This window comes from Spirosoma luteolum (assembly GCF_054778875.1).
Genome location: NZ_BAAGZE010000003.1, coordinates 676,786 through 694,450 on the forward strand (window position 1 = coordinate 676,786; position 17,665 = coordinate 694,450).

At 56.4% G+C, this 17,665-nt stretch carries 14 protein-coding genes; 7 read left to right on the plus strand and 7 right to left on the minus strand.

All coding sequences use genetic code 11. The features are described from left to right. Positions 1-131 precede the first annotated feature (131 nt). From ACYVAC_RS05410 to ACYVAC_RS05420, 3 genes are all read right to left on the minus strand, one after another. Positions 132-1,673: a YifB family Mg chelatase-like AAA ATPase gene (locus ACYVAC_RS05410; RefSeq protein WP_461096581.1), complete on the minus strand. Its 1,542-nt coding sequence runs from the start codon at positions 1,671-1,673 to the stop codon at positions 132-134. A gap of 77 nt (positions 1,674-1,750) precedes the next feature. After that, positions 1,751-2,656 (minus strand): 16S rRNA (cytosine(1402)-N(4))-methyltransferase RsmH, encoded by a 906-nt coding sequence (gene rsmH, locus ACYVAC_RS05415; RefSeq protein ID WP_461096582.1) that lies wholly within the window; start codon positions 2,654-2,656, stop codon positions 1,751-1,753. A gap of 61 nt (positions 2,657-2,717) precedes the next feature. Next, positions 2,718-3,815: a hypothetical protein gene (locus ACYVAC_RS05420; RefSeq protein WP_461096583.1), complete on the minus strand. Its 1,098-nt coding sequence runs from the start codon at positions 3,813-3,815 to the stop codon at positions 2,718-2,720. Between the two features lie 190 nt (positions 3,816-4,005). Between ACYVAC_RS05420 and ACYVAC_RS05425 the strand changes: the two genes are divergently transcribed. The 3 genes from ACYVAC_RS05425 to ACYVAC_RS05435 all read left to right on the plus strand — a co-directional run bounded on the left by ACYVAC_RS05425 (position 4,006) and on the right by ACYVAC_RS05435 (position 8,407). Beyond that, positions 4,006-5,268, plus strand: coding sequence for a peroxiredoxin family protein (locus ACYVAC_RS05425; protein WP_461096584.1), 1,263 nt, complete (start codon positions 4,006-4,008; stop codon positions 5,266-5,268). Positions 5,269-5,419: 151 nt separating this feature from the next. After that, the gene (locus ACYVAC_RS05430; RefSeq protein WP_461096586.1) at positions 5,420-5,890 is read left to right on the plus strand and encodes a MarR family winged helix-turn-helix transcriptional regulator; all 471 of its coding nucleotides are present in this window, start codon (positions 5,420-5,422) and stop codon (positions 5,888-5,890) included. 81 nt (positions 5,891-5,971) lie between these two features. Beyond that, entirely contained in the window at positions 5,972-8,407 is a 2,436-nt protein-coding gene (locus tag ACYVAC_RS05435; protein WP_461096587.1) for a 3-hydroxyacyl-CoA dehydrogenase/enoyl-CoA hydratase family protein, read from the plus strand. A gap of 122 nt (positions 8,408-8,529) precedes the next feature. Here ACYVAC_RS05435 and ACYVAC_RS05440 read toward each other — a convergent pair whose 3' ends face one another. Beyond that, entirely contained in the window at positions 8,530-9,168 is a 639-nt protein-coding gene (locus ACYVAC_RS05440; protein WP_461096588.1) for a DedA family protein, read from the minus strand. Positions 9,169-9,250: 82 nt separating this feature from the next. After that, positions 9,251-11,143 (minus strand): ABC-F family ATP-binding cassette domain-containing protein, encoded by a 1,893-nt coding sequence (locus ACYVAC_RS05445; protein WP_461096589.1) that lies wholly within the window; start codon positions 11,141-11,143, stop codon positions 9,251-9,253. A gap of 127 nt (positions 11,144-11,270) precedes the next feature. Here ACYVAC_RS05445 and ACYVAC_RS05450 point away from each other — a divergent pair, with 127 nt between their 5' ends. Next, complete coding sequence (locus ACYVAC_RS05450) at positions 11,271-12,272, plus strand: formylglycine-generating enzyme family protein (RefSeq protein ID WP_461096590.1); 1,002 nt, start codon at positions 11,271-11,273, stop codon at positions 12,270-12,272. Positions 12,273-12,313: 41 nt separating this feature from the next. Here the strand turns inward: ACYVAC_RS05450 and ACYVAC_RS05455 are convergent, their stop codons facing one another. Next, the gene (locus ACYVAC_RS05455; protein WP_461096591.1) at positions 12,314-13,789 is read right to left on the minus strand and encodes a hypothetical protein; all 1,476 of its coding nucleotides are present in this window, start codon (positions 13,787-13,789) and stop codon (positions 12,314-12,316) included. A 628-nt stretch (positions 13,790-14,417) separates the two neighbouring features. On the opposite strand from ACYVAC_RS05455, the gene folK reads away from it, so the two are divergent. The 3 genes from folK (at position 14,418) to ACYVAC_RS05470 (ending at position 16,811) form a co-directional block, all read left to right on the plus strand. After that, complete coding sequence (gene folK, locus ACYVAC_RS05460) at positions 14,418-14,927, plus strand: 2-amino-4-hydroxy-6-hydroxymethyldihydropteridine diphosphokinase (RefSeq protein ID WP_461096592.1); 510 nt, start codon at positions 14,418-14,420, stop codon at positions 14,925-14,927. A 57-nt stretch (positions 14,928-14,984) separates the two neighbouring features. Then, a complete protein-coding gene (locus ACYVAC_RS05465; RefSeq protein WP_461096593.1) occupies positions 14,985-16,202 on the plus strand; it encodes a pyridoxal phosphate-dependent aminotransferase in 1,218 nt (405 codons plus the stop codon). A 414-nt stretch (positions 16,203-16,616) separates the two neighbouring features. After that, a complete protein-coding gene (locus tag ACYVAC_RS05470) occupies positions 16,617-16,811 on the plus strand; it encodes a hypothetical protein (RefSeq protein ID WP_461096594.1) in 195 nt (64 codons plus the stop codon). A gap of 73 nt (positions 16,812-16,884) precedes the next feature. Here the strand turns inward: ACYVAC_RS05470 and ACYVAC_RS05475 are convergent, their stop codons facing one another. Further along, a complete protein-coding gene (locus ACYVAC_RS05475) occupies positions 16,885-17,616 on the minus strand; it encodes an RluA family pseudouridine synthase (RefSeq protein ID WP_461096595.1) in 732 nt (243 codons plus the stop codon). Between the last annotated feature and the right edge of the window lie 49 nt (positions 17,617-17,665).

Sequence of the window (17,665 nt, forward strand, 5' to 3'; positions counted from 1 at the left end):
GTAGTTTTCAAAAGGGTCAGGCCTTCGCTGTCTATACCATTAGATGGCGAAGGCCTGACCCTTTTATCAGGAGTAGCAATCAATTTCAGCCTCAACCTGTAAACCCCAAACCGAAAACCAAAAACTGTCCCTCATCCTGCCCAGCTTTCGCGGTCGAGGCTGCGGTACTGAATGGCTTCGGCGAGGTGTTCGATCTGAATATCATCGGTGCCGGCCAGATCGGCAACGGTCCGGGCTACTTTCAGAATGCGGTCGTAGGCACGGGCCGATAGACCCAGCCGCTCCATAGCCTTACGCAGCAGGGCGCGGCCCGCATCACTGATCTGGCAAACTTCTTTGACCATCTGCGACGGCATCATGGCGTTGGAATAAATACCGGGCTGATCGGCAAAGCGCGCGGTCTGCCGCTCCCGCGCCTGAATGACCCGCTCCCGGATCACCTCGCTCGATTCGGCCGGGCGGTTGGCCGTCATCTGGTCGAACGAAACAGGCGTGACCTCCACATGCAGGTCGATGCGATCGAGCAGGGGGCCGCTGATTTTGGCGAGGTATTTCTGCACCACCCCCGGCCCACACACGCACTCTTTTTCGGGGTGATTGTAGTAGCCGCAGGGGCAGGGGTTCATGCTGGCGATCAGCATAAAACTGGCCGGAAACTCGACCGCCCATTTGGCCCGCGAAATACTGACTTTGCGGTCTTCGAGCGGTTGTCGCATTACCTCCAGCGCCGACCGCTTAAACTCGGGCAACTCATCCAGAAACAGCACGCCGTTGTGGGCCAGCGAAATCTCGCCCGGCTGCGGAAAACTGCCTCCACCCACCAGGGCGGCATCGGAAATAGTGTGGTGGGGCGCCCGGTACGGGCGGGTGGCCATCAGCGTGGCGCGGTTGCCCAGCTTGCCCGCTACCGAATGAATCTTGGTGGTTTCGAGGGCTTCCTGCAGCGTCAGCGGAGGCAAAATGCTCGGCAGACGCTTTGCCAGCATGGTTTTACCAGCACCCGGCGGGCCAATCATAATCACATTATGGCCACCAGCGGCCGCAATCTCCAGCGCCCGCTTAATGTTTTCCTGTCCCTGTACGTGCGAGAAGTCGACATCGTAGGCGTTGATCTGGCTGGTAAACAGATCACGCGTGTCGCTCACCAGTGGTTCGATAACTTTTTTGCCTTCGAAAAACTCGACGGCTTCCTGCATGCTCGACACGCCAATAATGTCGAGGTTGTTGACGATAGCCGCTTCCTGCGCATTCTCGACCGGCAGCACAAAACCTTTGTACCCCCGTTTTCGGGCTTCGATAGCAATGGGCAACACCCCCTTGATGGGACGCAGCGCCCCATCGAGCGCCAGCTCGCCCATGATCACGTATTCCTCCAGGCTACGCTGGGTAGTGATCTGCTCCGACGCCTGCAACACGCAGAGCGCAATGGGCAGGTCGTAGGCCGAGCCTTCTTTGCGAATATCGGCGGGCGCCAGGTTGACCACCACTTTCTGGCGGGGCATGCGGTAGCCGAAAAACTTCAGCGACGCTTCGACCCGCTGTTCGCTCTCCTTAACGGCGCTGTCGGGTAATCCGACGAGGTGAAAATGGAGGCCCTGCGCCACCACAACTTCAATGGTAATCAGACTGGCGTTGACGCCATAGACGGCCGCGCCGTACGTTTTAGACAACATAACAGGTTACGGTAGAAACGCCTGAAAGGGCAGATACCAAAGCTACGGAACCCACCCTGAACAAAAAACGGACGCGGTTAAATCTTCTCGGCAATGCGCAGTTTAGCGCTGCGGGCGCGGGGGTTGCGGGCCACCTCGTCGGGCGTAGCCTCGATGGGTTTGCGGGTAATGCCACGCAGGGGCTTCAGTTCGTTGCCATACAGGTCTTTCTCCACCTCACCCTGAAATTTACCCTTGGCGATAAAGTTTTTCACCAGCCGATCTTCGAGTGAGTGGTACGACATCACCACCAGCCGCCCACCGGGCCGCAGCACACTGGGCACCTGCTCCAGAAACTCCTCGAGCGCCTGCAGCTCCTCGTTTACTTCGATGCGCAGGGCCTGAAAAACCTGGGCAAAAAACTTGTTTTCCTTGCCCCGGGGCGCAAACCGCTGCAGGGCCGCCTTCAGATCGTTGATGGTGTTGAGCGGCCGGTTGGAACGGGCCGACACCAGGGCACTGGCCGCCGTGCGGGCGTTCGTAATTTCGCCGTACATACCCAGAATGCGGTGCAGGTCGGCTTCGCTGTATTCATTGACCACCTGCCGGGCCGTTTTGTCGGCCTGCTGGTTCATGCGCATATCGAGGTCGGCGTCGAAGCGGGTCGAAAAGCCGCGCTCGGGCGTGTCGATCTGGTGCGACGAGATGCCCAGATCGGCCAGAATACCGTCGACCTGCTCGACCCGGTACAGCCGCAGGTAACGTTTGAGATTACGAAAATTGGAGGCTACGAAGGTCAGGCGGCTGTCGTCGATGGCCTGCGCGTTGGCCCGGGCGTCGGCATCCTGGTCGAATCCAAACAGGCGCCCCCCTTCGAGTTGCTGGAGAATGGCGCGGCTGTGGCCCCCTCCGCCAAACGTGATATCGACATAGGTGCCCCCCGGCTGCAGATCGAGGGCATCGATGCAGGCCTGGAGCATAACGGGCTGGTGATAATCAGTCATTCAGAAAGCCGGCAAAATCAGGGCCGGGCTGGTGCAAACTTAACGAAACCCGGCCGAAACGTTACTGACCCGGCCGGCTTCCCGCCCAACGTCCGGACAGGGGCACCAGCGCCCGTACGGTCAGGAAGGCCGACATGGGCGACCGAAACCCATTGAGAGCCCGGGCCACCAGGGGGTAGCGCCCTTCTACACTCAGCCACTTCCGGTAGCTAATACCCGCCCCTGTATCGAAAAGCCCGGTCGACAGGGTTATGCCCGTGTAGATTTTTCCCTGGATGGCCCCGCGACCAATGTAGCGTCCGCCAAACAGGCCAACGAGCGGTTCGGCAAAGGTATATGGGTCAAGGCCGTAGCGAATCCGGCCGGCATCGAACAGCACAAACACGTTATGAAAGCGTTTGGGCAGCAGCACCTGCACCGACAGTACGTAGGCGCTGACCCGGTAGTCATCGACCCGACCCAGTAGATAGGCCGACGGACCGATGCCGACCTGCGGCCGGGCGAACGGGCGGGCCTGCACCTGGGTGTTAGGCGTTGCCCGGCAAAACCGCAGGTACTCGCTCAACAGCGCAATCAGGCTTTTTTCGCCGTACTGCACCCGGTCGGTGTTCAGGGTGGGGCACTCTGTCAGCGTGGCTTTCAGCTCGCGCCGGAACGCTGGTTCGGTATAGTTGTAGATGCCTTCGCGCCGAATCAACTGCAGCTCGATATTGTGCAGCAATACGACCGAATCATTCTTGACCAGCACATAACGGGTTTTGGTACGGGCATCGGAGAATCGGTAGAGCTGTACCAGCGGGCTGTCGAGCAGCAGTTCGGCCAGCAGAGCGGTCGAATCGGTATGGTGAATCATCGACTCACCAGGCAACAGCGCTTCGGTTTTGTAGTAAGGAATCTGCATCGTCAGGCCGCGGTAAGCAGGCCCGTTATCCAGCCGCAACGCTGTTACTTCGGCAGCCGGTACAGCCTGTACAGCCGTGGTGCCCGCCGGTATGAACTCAATGACCGACGGGCTCCGGTCCCAGTCGTAGAAGCGAACAGCCCCCGTCTGGCTTTGCTCCTGCCGATCGGCGAGGGTAGCCGGACGCAGCTGATACTGGGCCTGAACGGCCGTGGTTAACAGGGCCAGCAAGCCCGATAACAAGTAGAAAAAACGCATAAAAAAGAGGAATGCCTGGCCAGACCGACCAGCCGGCTACGACCAACCCGGCAAAACTAAGGCCATGCTATCGGCTATAAATGCCCCCCCCCCGAATTTTTGTCACCGCCGGGCCCTATTTTGTGGCCTGAAAGTCCCGCGAAACTAACCCAGCCGGGGCATCGTTACTCTGCTATTCGCCATTTGCCCTATGAAAACACCTGTTGCTCTGGCGGCCCTTGCGCTGCTGACGCTCCCGCTGGCCTGCTCCAGCCAGTCGACCCCGGCTACGGTTACGCCCGGTACCTACCGGGCCGTTCTGAAAACCCGCGCCGGCGATCTGCCCTTCGGCCTGTCGATCCAGCCCGATGCCGGCCAGAAAACCTACACGGTGTTTGCCCTCAATGGCAGCGAAAAACTCCGGATGGACGCGGCTACGGTTTCGGGCGATTCGATCCGGATTCCGATGGCGCTTTTCGATTCGGAACTCCTGGCCAAAGTCACTGACAAGCAGCTAACGGGTGTCTGGCGTCGGCGCCGTACGGCCCAACAATACCAGACCCTCCCCTTCGTGGCCACCCTGGGCCCAACGTACCGCTTCGTTCCCGACAGCCCGACAACGGCCGCTACTGTCAACGGCACCTGGGCTACCCAGTTTGAGAGCAAAACCGGCCGGGTCGACAGCGTGAATGCCGTGGGCGTGTTCAAACAGACGGGCAACCGGGTGGCGGGCACTTTTCTGACCCCCACCGGCGACTACCGCTACCTCGACGGCAATGTGGTGGGTGACAGTCTGTTTCTGTCGTGTTTCGACGGGTCGCACCTGTTTCTCTTCAAAGCCCGCCATAACAAAGCGGCCAACACCCTGACAGGTGGTTTCTGGTCCGGCGTTTCGGGCTATGAATCGTGGGTAGCCCGGCTCGACCCGGCCGCCAAGCTCCCCGACCCCGCTACACTCACCTACCTGAAACCCGGCGTCAATACGTTCAGGGCCGCTTTTCCGGAGCCCACTGGCCAGGTGGTGGCGCTGACCGATCCGCGCTTTAAAAACAAGGTCACGGTGGTGCAGATTCTGGGGAGCTGGTGCCCGAACTGCATGGACGAAACCAACTTCCTGAGTCCCTGGTACAAGAAAAACCGGGCGCGTGGCGTCGAAGTGCTGGGGCTGGCGTTCGAACGCTCGGCCAGCATGGCGGAGTCAGGGCCCAAGATCGAGCGCATGAAACAGCGCTTCCAGATCGACTATCCAGTCGTGCTGGCGGGCACCAACGACAAGGCACAGGCCTCGAAAGCCCTCCCTGACCTCAACGCGGTGGTGGCCTTTCCGACCACGCTCTTTATCGACAAAAAAGGGCAGGTCCGGCACATCCACACGGGCTTTTCGGGGCCCGGAACCGGGGTTTACTACGATCAGTACGTCGACGAATTCAACCGGCTCATCGACAAACTGCTCGCCGAGCCAAGTGCTCCCTGATAAAGCCCGGCGTCAGGCAGACAAGCTTCGGTTCTTCAGTGAGCCGAAGCTTTTTTTAGCTACCTACCGGCCAGAAAAATAGTATGCTTGCATACTATTATCCAGAAAATAATCTATTTTTACCCCGTAATCTGAACAGTACGACACCGCTATGAAAAAGGAAAAGACCGTTGACTTTCACATCAAGTGGGGTTGGCACGCCATCTCGCGGATGTATAATACCTACGCGGCCCGGTTCGACATTACGATGGCCATTGGCTACGTACTGTTAAACATCGACCTCGAAGAAGGCACCCCCGCCACCAAGATCGGGCCGCTGCTGGGCATGGAGCCCCGCTCGCTGGTCCGGATGCTGAAAAGCCTCGAGGAGCGCGGACTGATCCGGCGCGAAGTCGACGACAACGACAAGCGCTTCGTCCGGATTTACCTGACCGAAACGGGCCGGGAAAAACGGGAAATGGCCCGCGACGGTGTGATTCAGTTTAACAACCTGATTCGCGAACAGATACCGCTCGACAAGCTGGTGACCTTCTTCGAGGTCATCAAAGACATCAACCGACTGGTCGAGGAAGAAAACGCTAAACTCAAAACCATCGAATCGGTCGACTTGCCGCTCGACTGACCTACCTGCTTATTCGTTTCAAAACCACGTTCTAACGCCCGAAATGGTACCGCCCCGGCGGGCTGCTTCATCCTTAAGCTTATGGAATCTACTTTGGAAAAACCCCGGACACAAACCAAAAACCGGACAATCCGGCGCGTTGCCGTGCTGGGGTCTGGCATTATGGGCTCGCGTATTGCCGCGCACTTCGCCAACATTGGTGTCGACGTACTGCTGCTGGACATTGTGCCGAAAGAACCCAACGCGGCTGAACAGGCAAAGGGTCTGACCACCGAGTCGCCGGCCGTGCGTAACCGCATTGTCAACGATGCGTTCCAGACCATGCTCAAGGCCAGTCCGGCCTCGCTCTACAGCCCCAAGTTTGCCGACCGGGTAAAACTGGGCAATTTCGACGACAATCTGAAGGAGATTGCAGCCTGTGACTGGGTTATCGAAGTCGTGGTGGAACGGCTCGACATCAAGCGGTCGGTGTATGAGCGCGTGGAGCAGTTCCGCAAGCCGGGTACGCTGATTACGTCGAACACATCGGGCATTCCAATGCACCTGCTGGCCGAGGGCCGCAGCGATGATTTCCGGCGCCACTTCTGCGGCACGCACTTCTTCAACCCGCCCCGGTATCTGCGGCTGCTCGAAGTGATTCCCGGCCCCGACACTGATCCGGCCGTGATCGATTTTCTGATGACATACGGTGATTTGTATCTGGGTAAAACCACCGTACTCTGTAAAGATACCCCCGGCTTCATTGCCAACCGGCTCGGCATTCAGTCGCTGATTCAGACCATCCGTGTGGCCGAAGACATGGGGCTGACCGTGGAAGAAGTCGACAAGCTGACGGGTCCGGTGGTGGGTCGCCCCAAGTCGGGTACGTTCCGCCTGTCAGACGTGGTGGGCCTCGATACCACTGTCAACGTGGCCAGCAACCTGGTCAGGATGGAGCACGACGAGTCGCGGGCGAGCTTCGAGCTGCCAGCCTCGGTGCAAAAACTGATGGACAACAAGTGGCTGGGCGACAAGACCGGTCAGGGCTATTACAAAAAGACCAAAGACGCCAGCGGCAAAACCGAAATTCTGGCGCTCGACCTGAAAACGTTCGACTACAAACCGTCGCAGAAGGTCAAGTTTGCCACGCTCGAAGGCACCAAAGCCATCGACAACCTGCGCAAGCGGTTCCCGGTGCTGGTGGCAGGTCAGGATAAAGCCGGTGAGTTTTACCGCCGGACACTGGCCGATGGCTTCCAGTATGCCACGCACCGGATTCCCGAAATCTCCGACGAACTATACCGCATCGATGCCGCTATCACGGCCGGTTTCGGCTGGCAACTGGGGCTGTTCGAAACCTGGGACGCTATTGGCGTTCGGAAAGGGATCGACCTGATCGAAGCCCAGGGGCAGAAACCCGCTCAGTGGGTCTACGACATGCTCGATGCAGGTATCGAATCGTTCTACCGGGTCGAAGGCAGCAAGCGGCAGTACTACGACATTCCGACCAAATCGTACAAAACCATTCCGGGCACGGAGGCTTTCACCATTCTTGAAAACCTCAGCAACAACGTAGTCTGGAAAAACAAGGATGCGTCGATCTACGACCTGGGCGATGGCATTCTGAACGTGGAGTTCCGAAGCAAGATGAACACGTTCGGGCCCGGCGTTTCGGAGGCTCTGCTGAAAGGAGTAGCGCTGGCCGAGAAAGATTTCCGGGGGCTGGTGGTTGGCAACGATTCGACCGAAGCGTTTTCGGCGGGGGCCAACCTCGGCACGCTCTTCATGTATGCCGTTGAGCAGGAGTTCGACGAGGTGAACCTGATGATTGCCCAGTTTCAGAACCTGATTATGCGGCTGCGCTACTCGTCGATTCCGGTGATCGTGGCTCCGCACACGCTGACGCTGGGCGGTGGCTGCGAAGCCGTCCTGCATTCTGACCGGGCCGTGGCTCACGCCGAAACTTATATGGGTCTTGTCGAGGTGGGCGTAGGGCTGATTCCGGCCGGGGGCGGTACCAAAGAAATGGCTGCCCGCGCATCGGATCTGTATCAGTCGGGCGATCCGGAACTAAACATCCTGCAAAACATCTTCATGAACATCGCCACCGCCAAGGTGTCGACGTCGGCGCAGGAAGCCCGGGAGATGAACTACCTGCGCAACACCGACCAGATCGTGCTGAACCGCAGCCGCCTGCTGGCCGAAGCCAAACAGGCCGCCATTGAACTGGCCGAAAACGGTTACACGCAGCCCAAACCCCGTACCGATATCAAGGTACAGGGCAAAACCGGGATTGCGCTGTTCAAAGCCGGCATCACGGCTATGCGCATGGGCCGCTACATCTCGGACCATGATCTGAAAATTGCCGACAAACTGGCTTATGTGATCTGCGGGGGCGACCTCAGCTCACCCCAGCTGGTCTCTGAGAAATACCTGCTCGACCTGGAACGCGAAGCCTTCCTGTCGCTGTCGGGCGAGAAGAAAACGCTCGAACGTATCCAGAGCCTGCTCACCGGCGGCAAGCCCCTGCGCAACTAGTTTTCAGTTTAGAGTATCCTAAAAAAGGGGTTTCGGTATATCGTCAGGATATACCGAAACCCCTTTTTTTTAAGTGAGCTGCGTTAAGTGCCTGGGCTTCGTCTGGCCGATCGAACGCTACGCTACACCCCCCCGGCCTGCTCCTTGCGGGCGTTGAGGTAGCCCTTCACCACTGTGAATGTGGTGACCGCCAGGAAGAACACAATGATCCACTGTACGTAGTCGACGATGCCCGGGAAGCGCTCACCAAAGAAAAACCCACCTCCGACCAGCACCAGTACCCAGATGGCTCCGCCCAGCAGGTTATAGAGCATAAAGAGCTGAAAGCGCATGTGAATCAGTCCCGACAGAATGGGTGCGAAGGTGCGTACCACGGGCAGAAACCGGGCTACGATCAGGGCACTGCTGCCGTACTTTTCGAAGGCTGCCCGGGTATTGTCGATGTAGCGCTTCTTGAAAAACAGGGAGTCGGGTCGATTCTGCAGCTGTGCGCCGAAATAGTAGCCAAACAGATAACCGGTGAGCGAACCCAGCACGGCGGCCCCGAAAATGCACGCCAACAGCAGCCAGAGCGGCACAGCCAGCAGTTTGGTACCGGCAAACACCCCCGACAGAAACAACAGATAATCGCCCGGCAGAAAAAAGCCGAAGAAAATGCCGTTCTCGACGTAAACGATTAGTGTTATCAGCACCAGCCCGCCGGTACGGATAATCTCTTCAGAATTGAGCAGGTACTGAAAAAAATCGACGATCTGGTGCATGAGCAATGAGTGATGGCGCGATTGAGTGATTGAGTGACTTGATTAGCCTTTCCGCTCAATCACTCAACTACTCAACCGCTAATTATACATATTCTGCCAGCTCGAGCCAGCGGTCAGATTTATCCGCGATTTGCTGTTCGATGGTTTCGATCTCGCGCGACCAGGCAATCAGCTCCTCGTGGTGGCCCCCGCCGTTGAGCAGGCCTACCACCGTTACTTTACGGGCTTCCAGCATCTCAATGTCTTTCTCGAGCGTTTCATACTCTTTTTGCTCCTTAAACGATAGCTTTCGTTTGCCACTACCAGCCGCCGGAGCCGGGGCAGGTGCCTCCACCGGTGCTTTGGCAGCCGCCGGCCGGGCAGGCTCAGTTCCGCGTTTGATGGCGCCTGCTTTCGGATTGCTGTCGCGCCACTCGCGGTAGTCGGTGTAGTTGCCCGGAAAATCGCGCACCTTTCCTTCTCCCTCCAGCACAAACACGTGGTCGACGAGCCGATCCATGAAGTACCGGTCGTGCGTAACGATGAGTACGCAGCCGCTGAAGCTGAGTAGAAAATCTTCGAGTACGTTCAGCGTCGTAATATCGAGGTCGTTGGTCGGCTCATCCAGAATCAGGAAGTTGGGATTCTGCACCAGCACCAGCAGCAGTTGCAGCCGCCTTTTTTCGCCCCCGCTCAGTTTGGCAACATAGTCGTACTGCTTGGCCCGGTCGAACAGAAAGCGGCTGAGCAGCTGAGTAGCCGTTACGGTATCGCCGTTGGCCAGTTTCATCACCTCGGCCACGTCCTGCACCACATCGATCACCCGTTGCGATTCGGGCAGGTCGAGTTCGGTCTGGGTGTAGTAGCCAAACTTTACGGTGCCGCCGGTCGAGATTTTGCCTGAATCGGGTCGCAGCTGCCCGGTCAGCATGTTCATGAGCGTGGTTTTGCCCATCCCGTTTTTGCCGATCAGCCCCACCCGGTCGAACCGTTTGAAGGTATACGTAAAATGATCGAGCAGTATTTTCTCGCCGAAACGCTTGCTCAGGTTCTCGACCTCGAGAATTTTGCTACCCAGCCGGCTCATGCGCAGGTTGAGATCGAGTTCGCCATCGTTGCGCTTACCGGCCGTTTTTTCTTTCAGATCCTCGAACGCGTCGATGCGGTACTGGGCCTTGGTACCGCGCGCCTTGGGCTGCCGGCGCATCCACTCCAGCTCGCGCCGGAACGTGTTGCGGTCTTTGGCCAGTTCAGAAGCCGCGGCCTGCTCGCGCTCATCTTTCTTCTCCAGAAAATAGGCGTAGTTGCCTTTGTAGGTATACAGCTGCCCCCCGTCGAGTTCGGCAATCTGGTTGCAGACCCGATCCAAAAAATACCGGTCGTGCGAGACCATCAGCAGCGTCCCGTTGTTGGTATTCAGAAAACTTTCGAGGTACTCGATCGCTTCCAGATCAAGGTGGTTGGTGGGCTCGTCGAGAATAAGCAGATCGGGGTTCTGAATCAGCACCCGCGCCAGGGCCACCCGCTTGCGCTGGCCGCCCGACAGCGAGCCAACCCGCTGCTCCACATCCTGGATGCCCAGTTCGCCCAGCATCTGCCGAATCTGCGCTTCGTAGTCCCATGCTTCGAGTTTTTCCATGTCGGTCATGGCCCGCTCGAGAGCGTCATGATCGTCGTGGGCCAGCGCCAGTTCATAGGCCCGTACGGCGTCGAGCTGGGCACTTTCGCCTGCCAGGACCACTTCCATCACGGTGAGGGCATCGTTCAGGTCGGGTTGCTGATCGAGGTAGCCGATGCTGATATCCTTGCGGTGACTCACCAGTCCCGCATCGGGGGGCATTGCCCCGGCCAGAATGGTCAGCAACGTTGTTTTTCCGGAGCCGTTGGCGCCCACAATCGCTACTTTATCGCCCCGGTTGATGCCAAACGTCAGGTTTCGGAACAGCGTCCGGTCGCCGTAGGTTTTCGTTAAATTTTCGGCTGAAAGGTAATTCATAGGCTCTCGTCAGGTACCCTTCCGTGGGGTTGTCTGACTGCTTCATCGGTTTGCTGCAAAGGTACAACAAAGGAAATCGTTCTGCCTTTTGCCTTTAGGTTGTAAATCTGTTTTAGCTAACCTCCTCATGCGCTTCGCTTCCCTACTCAACGCCTGCCTTCCTGCCCTGCTGCCCGTGGTCCTGTATGCCCAGACGCCGGCTGCCCCCAAATCGTACACCCAGGCTATTCCGGGTAGCAACCAGACCTACGCCCTGGTAGCCATCCCGGGCGGCACCTTCAGTATGGGCAGCCCGACCACCGAAAAAGGCCACAAGGCCGACGAGGGGCCCGTGCACACGGTCACCATCGAGCCTTTTTACATGGGTAAGTACGAAGTCACCTGGGACCTCTACGACTTGTTTGCGTTTACAAACATGGAAAAGGAGATGGCAGCCAAATACCCAACTCCCGATGCCAACCTGGCCCGAACCGACGCCACCTCGCGGCCCAGCCCGCCCTACGTCGATATGTCGTTCGGGATGGGGCGCGCGGGCTACCCGGCCATCAACATGACCCAGTATGCAGCCATTAAATTCTGCGCCTGGCTCTACGCCAAAACAGGCGTTTTCTACCGGCTGCCTACCGAAGCCGAATGGGAATACGCCTGCCGGGCAGGCACCAAAACGCCTTATTCGTTCGGCGCCGATGCGGCTAAACTAGGCGACTATGCCGTTTTTACGGGCAACAGCGGGGGCAGCTATAAAAAAGTAGGCACCAAGAAGCCGAACCCCTTTGGCCTCTACGACATGCACGGCAACGTGATGGAATGGACGCAGGATCAGTACATCGAAGACTACTACGCCCAAAAAGCCGGTGGCAATGTGAAAGAGCCCTACGCACCTACCACCACGCTCTACCCCAACGCCGTGCGCGGGGGCTCGTGGGACGACGAAGCCGCTGTGCTGCGCTCGGCCGCGCGTACGCCCTCGTCGCCCGCCTGGAAAGTGATCGACCCCCAGAGTCCGAAATCTGACTGGTGGATGACTTCAGCGTCGTTTTGCGGGTTCCGGATCGTGCGGCCCGTCAAGACTCCCTCCGAAACGGACATCCGGGCCTATTACGACATCAAGCCCATCAAGGATTACTGATACCGGGCCGGGTTGGCTCCAACCGACAGCCAGCCCGACCTTTACACCGATTCAGTCTGCGCATTATCCCCGTTGTTCTGAATCCGGCTGAGCACCTGCTCGTTCAGCACGTAGTTGAAAATGCGCTGGTCCAGTTTCGTCGGGATTCGTTCAACGGCTTCGGCAATGTTCCATTGCAGCTTTAGCTTCAGATTCAGGCCCTTAATTACCTCAGCCCGAATCTTGCGCTGGTTGTCGAGCGACTTGTCATTGAGATCCAGAATATCGTTCATCCGCTGCGTAGTCAGCCCCTCCGAAGGCCCCGCCTGCAGCAGTGCATCGAACAGCTGCTTTTCCTTATCGGTCAGGCTGTCGGGATAAAGTGGGACAGGCACCGGCGAATCCGGTATGACCGGGGCTACAGTTTCCGTCTGTCTCTTCCTGAACCAAACCAGCGTTCCCCCCAGCACCAGCAGTCCGGCCAGCACAGACAGGTATGCCCAGTTATACTTACGGCTGCCAACTGGCTCGTAGAACGGACCAATCGAACGACCGTTTTTCCATAAGCGGGCAATTGGAAACCGGATTAGCTGTACAGCATTGCCCGTTGTAGCCGTGGGCTCATAGCGAAAGAATAAGTCAGCCTGCCATACGTAACTCATTTCGCCCTTACTGCCCTCCTCACTGTTCTCGTTCTTCAGCAGCTTGTTGGTATCATCCCAAACCCGTACCTCATTCTTTACCGGATCGACAATGACGAATCGGGTAAAGGGCGTTGTGTAGTATGTCAGTACGAAGTAATCGTCGATCTGGTACCAGCTGGCTTTTTGAAAAACATCGGCAGGCAGGTATTTTTTTACTGCCTGAGTAACGATACCAAGACGCTTCCAGGTTTTTTCTTTAAACAGGTAGGCATAGACACTATCGGCATACGTAAATGTGCCTTTGTTCTCCGAGTCGTTCTGCCGGTAGCTCAGCGCCGAAAAAAAACGATCGCTCTTCCGGATATAGCCATTGAAACCCCTGTAAATCGACTGGGGCGAGTCGGTCGACGGATTTATGCTTTCCCATTCCCGACCGGCGGCTTTGTAATAAGACAGAATGTTGTTGGTATGCCAGAAGCCGTACCCACCAAAACTGAATATCGTATCCTGCCGCATGAATTTCACCGAGAAGCAGTTATAGCCCCTGTAATAGGTTTTATCCAGCCGATTCAAGGTGCGGCTTCGTTTATCGAAGCGGTAGACCTGTTGCGTGCAGTCGACCAGAAAATAACAGACATCCTCTGTTTTGTCGGGCAGGCAGGTAACACGGGCAGCGGGTGGAAGCTCACGGCGTATCGACGCATCCATCTGCACACTGCCCAACGTCTGCCACGCCGTAGTTTTTGTTTCGGCTTCCAGCAGCGCCTTTTCCACATCGATGCGGTAGAGTCGGCCGTTGGGGGCATCCGGCCAGACCAGAAAGGGGTCAGCGTAACCTACACGTTGGCAAACAATAACAAAAAGAACTGACAGACAGGTATTTACGATCTTCATTCGTACACAACTCAGTGGATAGCAGACAGGTTACGGTACAGTCATTCCCTCAAAAATAATAGGTCGTGTAACATACGTTGATGTGTGAGTAAGCGAAATCACACAAAAAATTTAGGGTAAGCTGGGCTGGTGCCGTTGATTTGCAACATCAATATATACCGCACCATAGTCAGTCTTGGCCTCACCGCCGGGCTGGAGTTTATCTCGACAATCCGTTAATCTGCCGCGTTTATTCCATCCATGTATAAAGAGCTATCCATACCCGATTCGTAAAAAAAAAACGGCAGCGCTAGTGCAGACTAGTCATTATACTTCTACCACACCCATAAAGCAAAGCAAGCCTCTCCTCAGGGGCTTGCTTTGTTTTACAGCACCCAGAAGCGCCAGGCAGGCAACTGATTATACCTGATTCCCGTCTGTTCCACCGTGATTGGCAACCACCCGAAAAACGACGATTCATCGGCAACATTCCTGTCCTAACGCGATTGACTCTTCACGCCTGGTATAATTAGCCACAAAGCCGTCACGGGCCGACTTGCAGTAATCGACAACCCTGATCGAACCAGTCGGGCCCTGGGCACCGGTCGTCGCTGGTATTTCCAAGCGGGATGGCCGTATTTTTGTCGCCATGATTCATTTGGCTTACCTACTCCTCGGTGCCAATCTCGGCGACCGGGCGCACACGCTGCAACAGGCCGTTGCGCGGCTGGCCAAACGGGCCGGCACCATCCGGCAGCTCTCGCCGATCTACGAAACGGCCCCCTGGGGCCTGACCGACCAGCCCGCTTTTCTGAATCAGGTAGTGGCCATTGAGACAACCCAACCGGCGGAGGTGCTGCTGGGACAGATGCAGGCCATCGAGCAGGAACTGGGGCGCATACGCCACGAACACTGGGGCGCCCGCACCATCGACATTGATCTGCTGTACTACGACGACCTGGTGCAGCAAACGCCCACCCTGACCCTGCCTCACCCCTATCTGCACGAACGCCGGTTCACGCTTGTACCGCTGGCAGATGTCGCCCCCGATTACCGCCACCCCGTACTAGGCAAGACCACCGCCGAGCTGCTGGCGGGTTGCCCTGATGCAGGAGCCGTTACGATTTTTAATTCACCAACAATACGCCCCCCGCACTGAAAACGTAGTACCTTTGCGGTCAGTTTGTTATCATTTTCCTAAAAATCACCACCGATTATGTCTGCCACGCTCGATACCGTGAGTCTGTTAGCCGACCGCATCAATGCGCTGGAAGAATCGTCCACGCTGGCGATGACCAAAAAAGCCCGTGAACTGGCTGCACAGGGCCACAAAGTAATTAGCCTGAGCGTTGGTGAGCCGGACTTTAAAACCCCCGCTCACATTTGCGAAGCGGCTAAAAAAGCCATCGACGACGGCTTCCACGGGTACTCACCCGTTGCCGGTTATCCTGACCTGCGCAAGGCCATCGCCGATAAGTTCAAGCGTGATAACAACATCGACTGGAAACCCGAGAATATCGTGGTCTCGACGGGTGCCAAGCACTCGCTGGCAAACGTAATTCAGGTACTGGTCAACCCCGGCGACGAGGTCATCATCTTCTCGCCCTATTGGGTCAGTTACTCGGAGATGGTGAAGCTGGCCGAAGGCAAAGCGGTAGTTGTCGACGGTTCGTTCGAGAACAACTTTAAAGTAACGCCCGAGCAGTTCGAAGCCGCCATCACCGATCGCACCAAGATTGTGATGTATGCTTCGCCCAACAACCCCACCGGCTCGATTTACTCGGAAGCCGACCTGCGGGCTATTGGCGAAATCGTGGCGCGCCATCCCAACATCCACGTGCTGGCCGACGAAATCTACGAATACATCAACTTCACCCCCGAGGGCCATTTCAGCATGGGCTCGATCCCCGAAATCGCCGATCGTGTGATTACGGTTAACGGGGTAGCCAAAGGGTATGCCATGACAGGCTGGCGTATTGGTTACATCGGTGCTGCCAAGTGGATTGCCGACGGGGTCGAGAAACTGCAGGGCCAGGTAACGTCGGGTACCAACTCGATTGCCCAAAAAGCAACCGTAGCGGCCCTGACCGGTCCGATGGAACCCAGTATGGAAATGGCAAAAGCCTACCAGCGCCGGCGCGATCTGGTGGTGAAGCTGCTGCAGGAGGTACCCCACTTCCGCACCAATGTGCCCGAGGGAGCCTTCTACGCTTTTCCCGATATCAGTTACTACTATGGCAAAACGGACGGCACAACCACGATCAACAACTCTGACGACTTCGCATCGTGGCTGCTCAATACGGCCTACGTATCGACCGTAGCCGGATCAGGCTTTGGAGCCCCCAACTGCCTGCGTATTTCAACCGCAGCATCCGACGAGTCGCTGGCCGAAGCCGTTCAGCGGATCAAAGATGCCGTAGCGACGCTTCACTAGGCGATTAACTTCAGTTTGACAAAGGGGTAAGGCATGCCAGCGGGGTGTGCCTTACCCCTTTTGGGTTTACAGCCCCCCTTTCCATACTGCCGAAGTTGCTATCGGCTGATTATGAGCGGACTGGGCAGGCACTGACTGATACGTATTATTTACTGAATATAGCACATTGTGCCCGTTTTATAATTTATTGGCACAATAATTGCTATATTCCAAGAAAGACGAGTGACATTTACTGTACCATATAGGATGATTTTATCGCTGTTTTTAGCCGTGCTTTTTATATAATTTTTTGTTTTTGTACATAAACTAGTTTATTTTTGACTATCCGTACATCAAATAAAAAATTGATTGAAGTACTGTTACACTTTACCTGACAATCCGTTAACTTAACCTGATCATTTACCAATCGAACCAATGAAAAACATCCGGCTGCACATGATTTTTCAGTGGGTATTTTTTCTACCCATCATCCTGCCGCTTTGCATCATATACGGCGCGCTTCGGGGTGCTATTCAAATGGTCGAGCGTATTGCTGAGCAAATGATGGCCGACATCGTTACTTCAGCCGATACCCAGCATTCGCTGGATGAACAGAGTTTCCGGGTATAGCCCTATCTATACAAACGCAGACGGGCCGATGTACACCAGTGTACATCGGCCCGTCTGCGTTTGTATCTGCAGATTACTCGAAAATGTAATCCATGTTTTTGTCTTTGTAATTTTCGTCGTCAAGTTCCAGAAACTCCTCCCAGAACGGATCGACCGGAACGCCCGCCTTACAGATCAGCGGTTCTTTTTTCACCGGATGCACGAAATATAACCGGCGCGCGTGCAGGTAAATTTTCTTGTCGGCCACGGCCCGATCGTAGCCATATTTAACGTCGCCCCGAATTGGACAACCCATGTGCGCCAGCTGCGACCGGATTTGGTGGGGCCGCCCCGTAATAGGGTTCACTTCCAGCAGAAAATGTTCGTTTATACGACCCAGCAGCCGGTACGACAGTTCCGCTTTCTGCGAACCCGGTACTTCGTAGTCGTACACGGTGACCTGGTTTTTCTGCTCATCCTTTACCAGCCAGTTCACCAGTTTATCGGCATCGCGGGGCGGTTTCCGGCGAACCACTGCCCAGTAGGTTTTCTGCACCTGGCGTTTGCGGAAAATCTCGTTCATGCGTTCGAGTGCTTTCGACGTACGCGCAAACACCACGAGTCCGCTCACGGGCCGGTCGAGCCGGTGTACCAGGCCCAGAAAAACCTCGCCGGGTTTCTCATATTTTTCCTTGATATAGTCTTTCAGCACATCGAGCAACGTCGTGTCGCCCGTGCGGTCGCCCTGCACCAGAATACCCGGATCTTTATTAACGATCAGGAGGTGGTTGTCTTCATAAACAACCTGATATGGTTTTTTTTTCATTGCTCGCTCAATGCAAGAGGGAAAGTCCAGGCAACCGGTACAACTCGTT

Coding starts and splice junctions, on each gene's coding strand:
- ACYVAC_RS05445 (WP_461096589.1), bottom strand. CDS start 11,143: ATGAATTACCTTTCAGCCGAAAATTTAACGAAAACCTACGGCGACCGG.
- ACYVAC_RS05470 (WP_461096594.1), top strand. CDS start 16,617: ATGAAAAACATCCGGCTGCACATGATTTTTCAGTGGGTATTTTTTCTA.
- ACYVAC_RS05430 (WP_461096586.1), top strand. CDS start 5,420: ATGAAAAAGGAAAAGACCGTTGACTTTCACATCAAGTGGGGTTGGCAC.
- ACYVAC_RS05435 (WP_461096587.1), top strand. CDS start 5,972: ATGGAATCTACTTTGGAAAAACCCCGGACACAAACCAAAAACCGGACA.
- ACYVAC_RS05440 (WP_461096588.1), bottom strand. CDS start 9,168: ATGCACCAGATCGTCGATTTTTTTCAGTACCTGCTCAATTCTGAAGAG.
- ACYVAC_RS05465 (WP_461096593.1), top strand. CDS start 14,985: ATGTCTGCCACGCTCGATACCGTGAGTCTGTTAGCCGACCGCATCAAT.
- ACYVAC_RS05420 (WP_461096583.1), bottom strand. CDS start 3,815: ATGCGTTTTTTCTACTTGTTATCGGGCTTGCTGGCCCTGTTAACCACG.
- folK (WP_461096592.1), top strand. CDS start 14,418: ATGATTCATTTGGCTTACCTACTCCTCGGTGCCAATCTCGGCGACCGG.
- ACYVAC_RS05410 (WP_461096581.1), bottom strand. CDS start 1,673: ATGTTGTCTAAAACGTACGGCGCGGCCGTCTATGGCGTCAACGCCAGT.
- ACYVAC_RS05450 (WP_461096590.1), top strand. CDS start 11,271: ATGCGCTTCGCTTCCCTACTCAACGCCTGCCTTCCTGCCCTGCTGCCC.
- ACYVAC_RS05425 (WP_461096584.1), top strand. CDS start 4,006: ATGAAAACACCTGTTGCTCTGGCGGCCCTTGCGCTGCTGACGCTCCCG.
- ACYVAC_RS05455 (WP_461096591.1), bottom strand. CDS start 13,789: ATGAAGATCGTAAATACCTGTCTGTCAGTTCTTTTTGTTATTGTTTGC.
- rsmH (WP_461096582.1), bottom strand. CDS start 2,656: ATGACTGATTATCACCAGCCCGTTATGCTCCAGGCCTGCATCGATGCC.
- ACYVAC_RS05475 (WP_461096595.1), bottom strand. CDS start 17,616: ATGAAAAAAAAACCATATCAGGTTGTTTATGAAGACAACCACCTCCTG.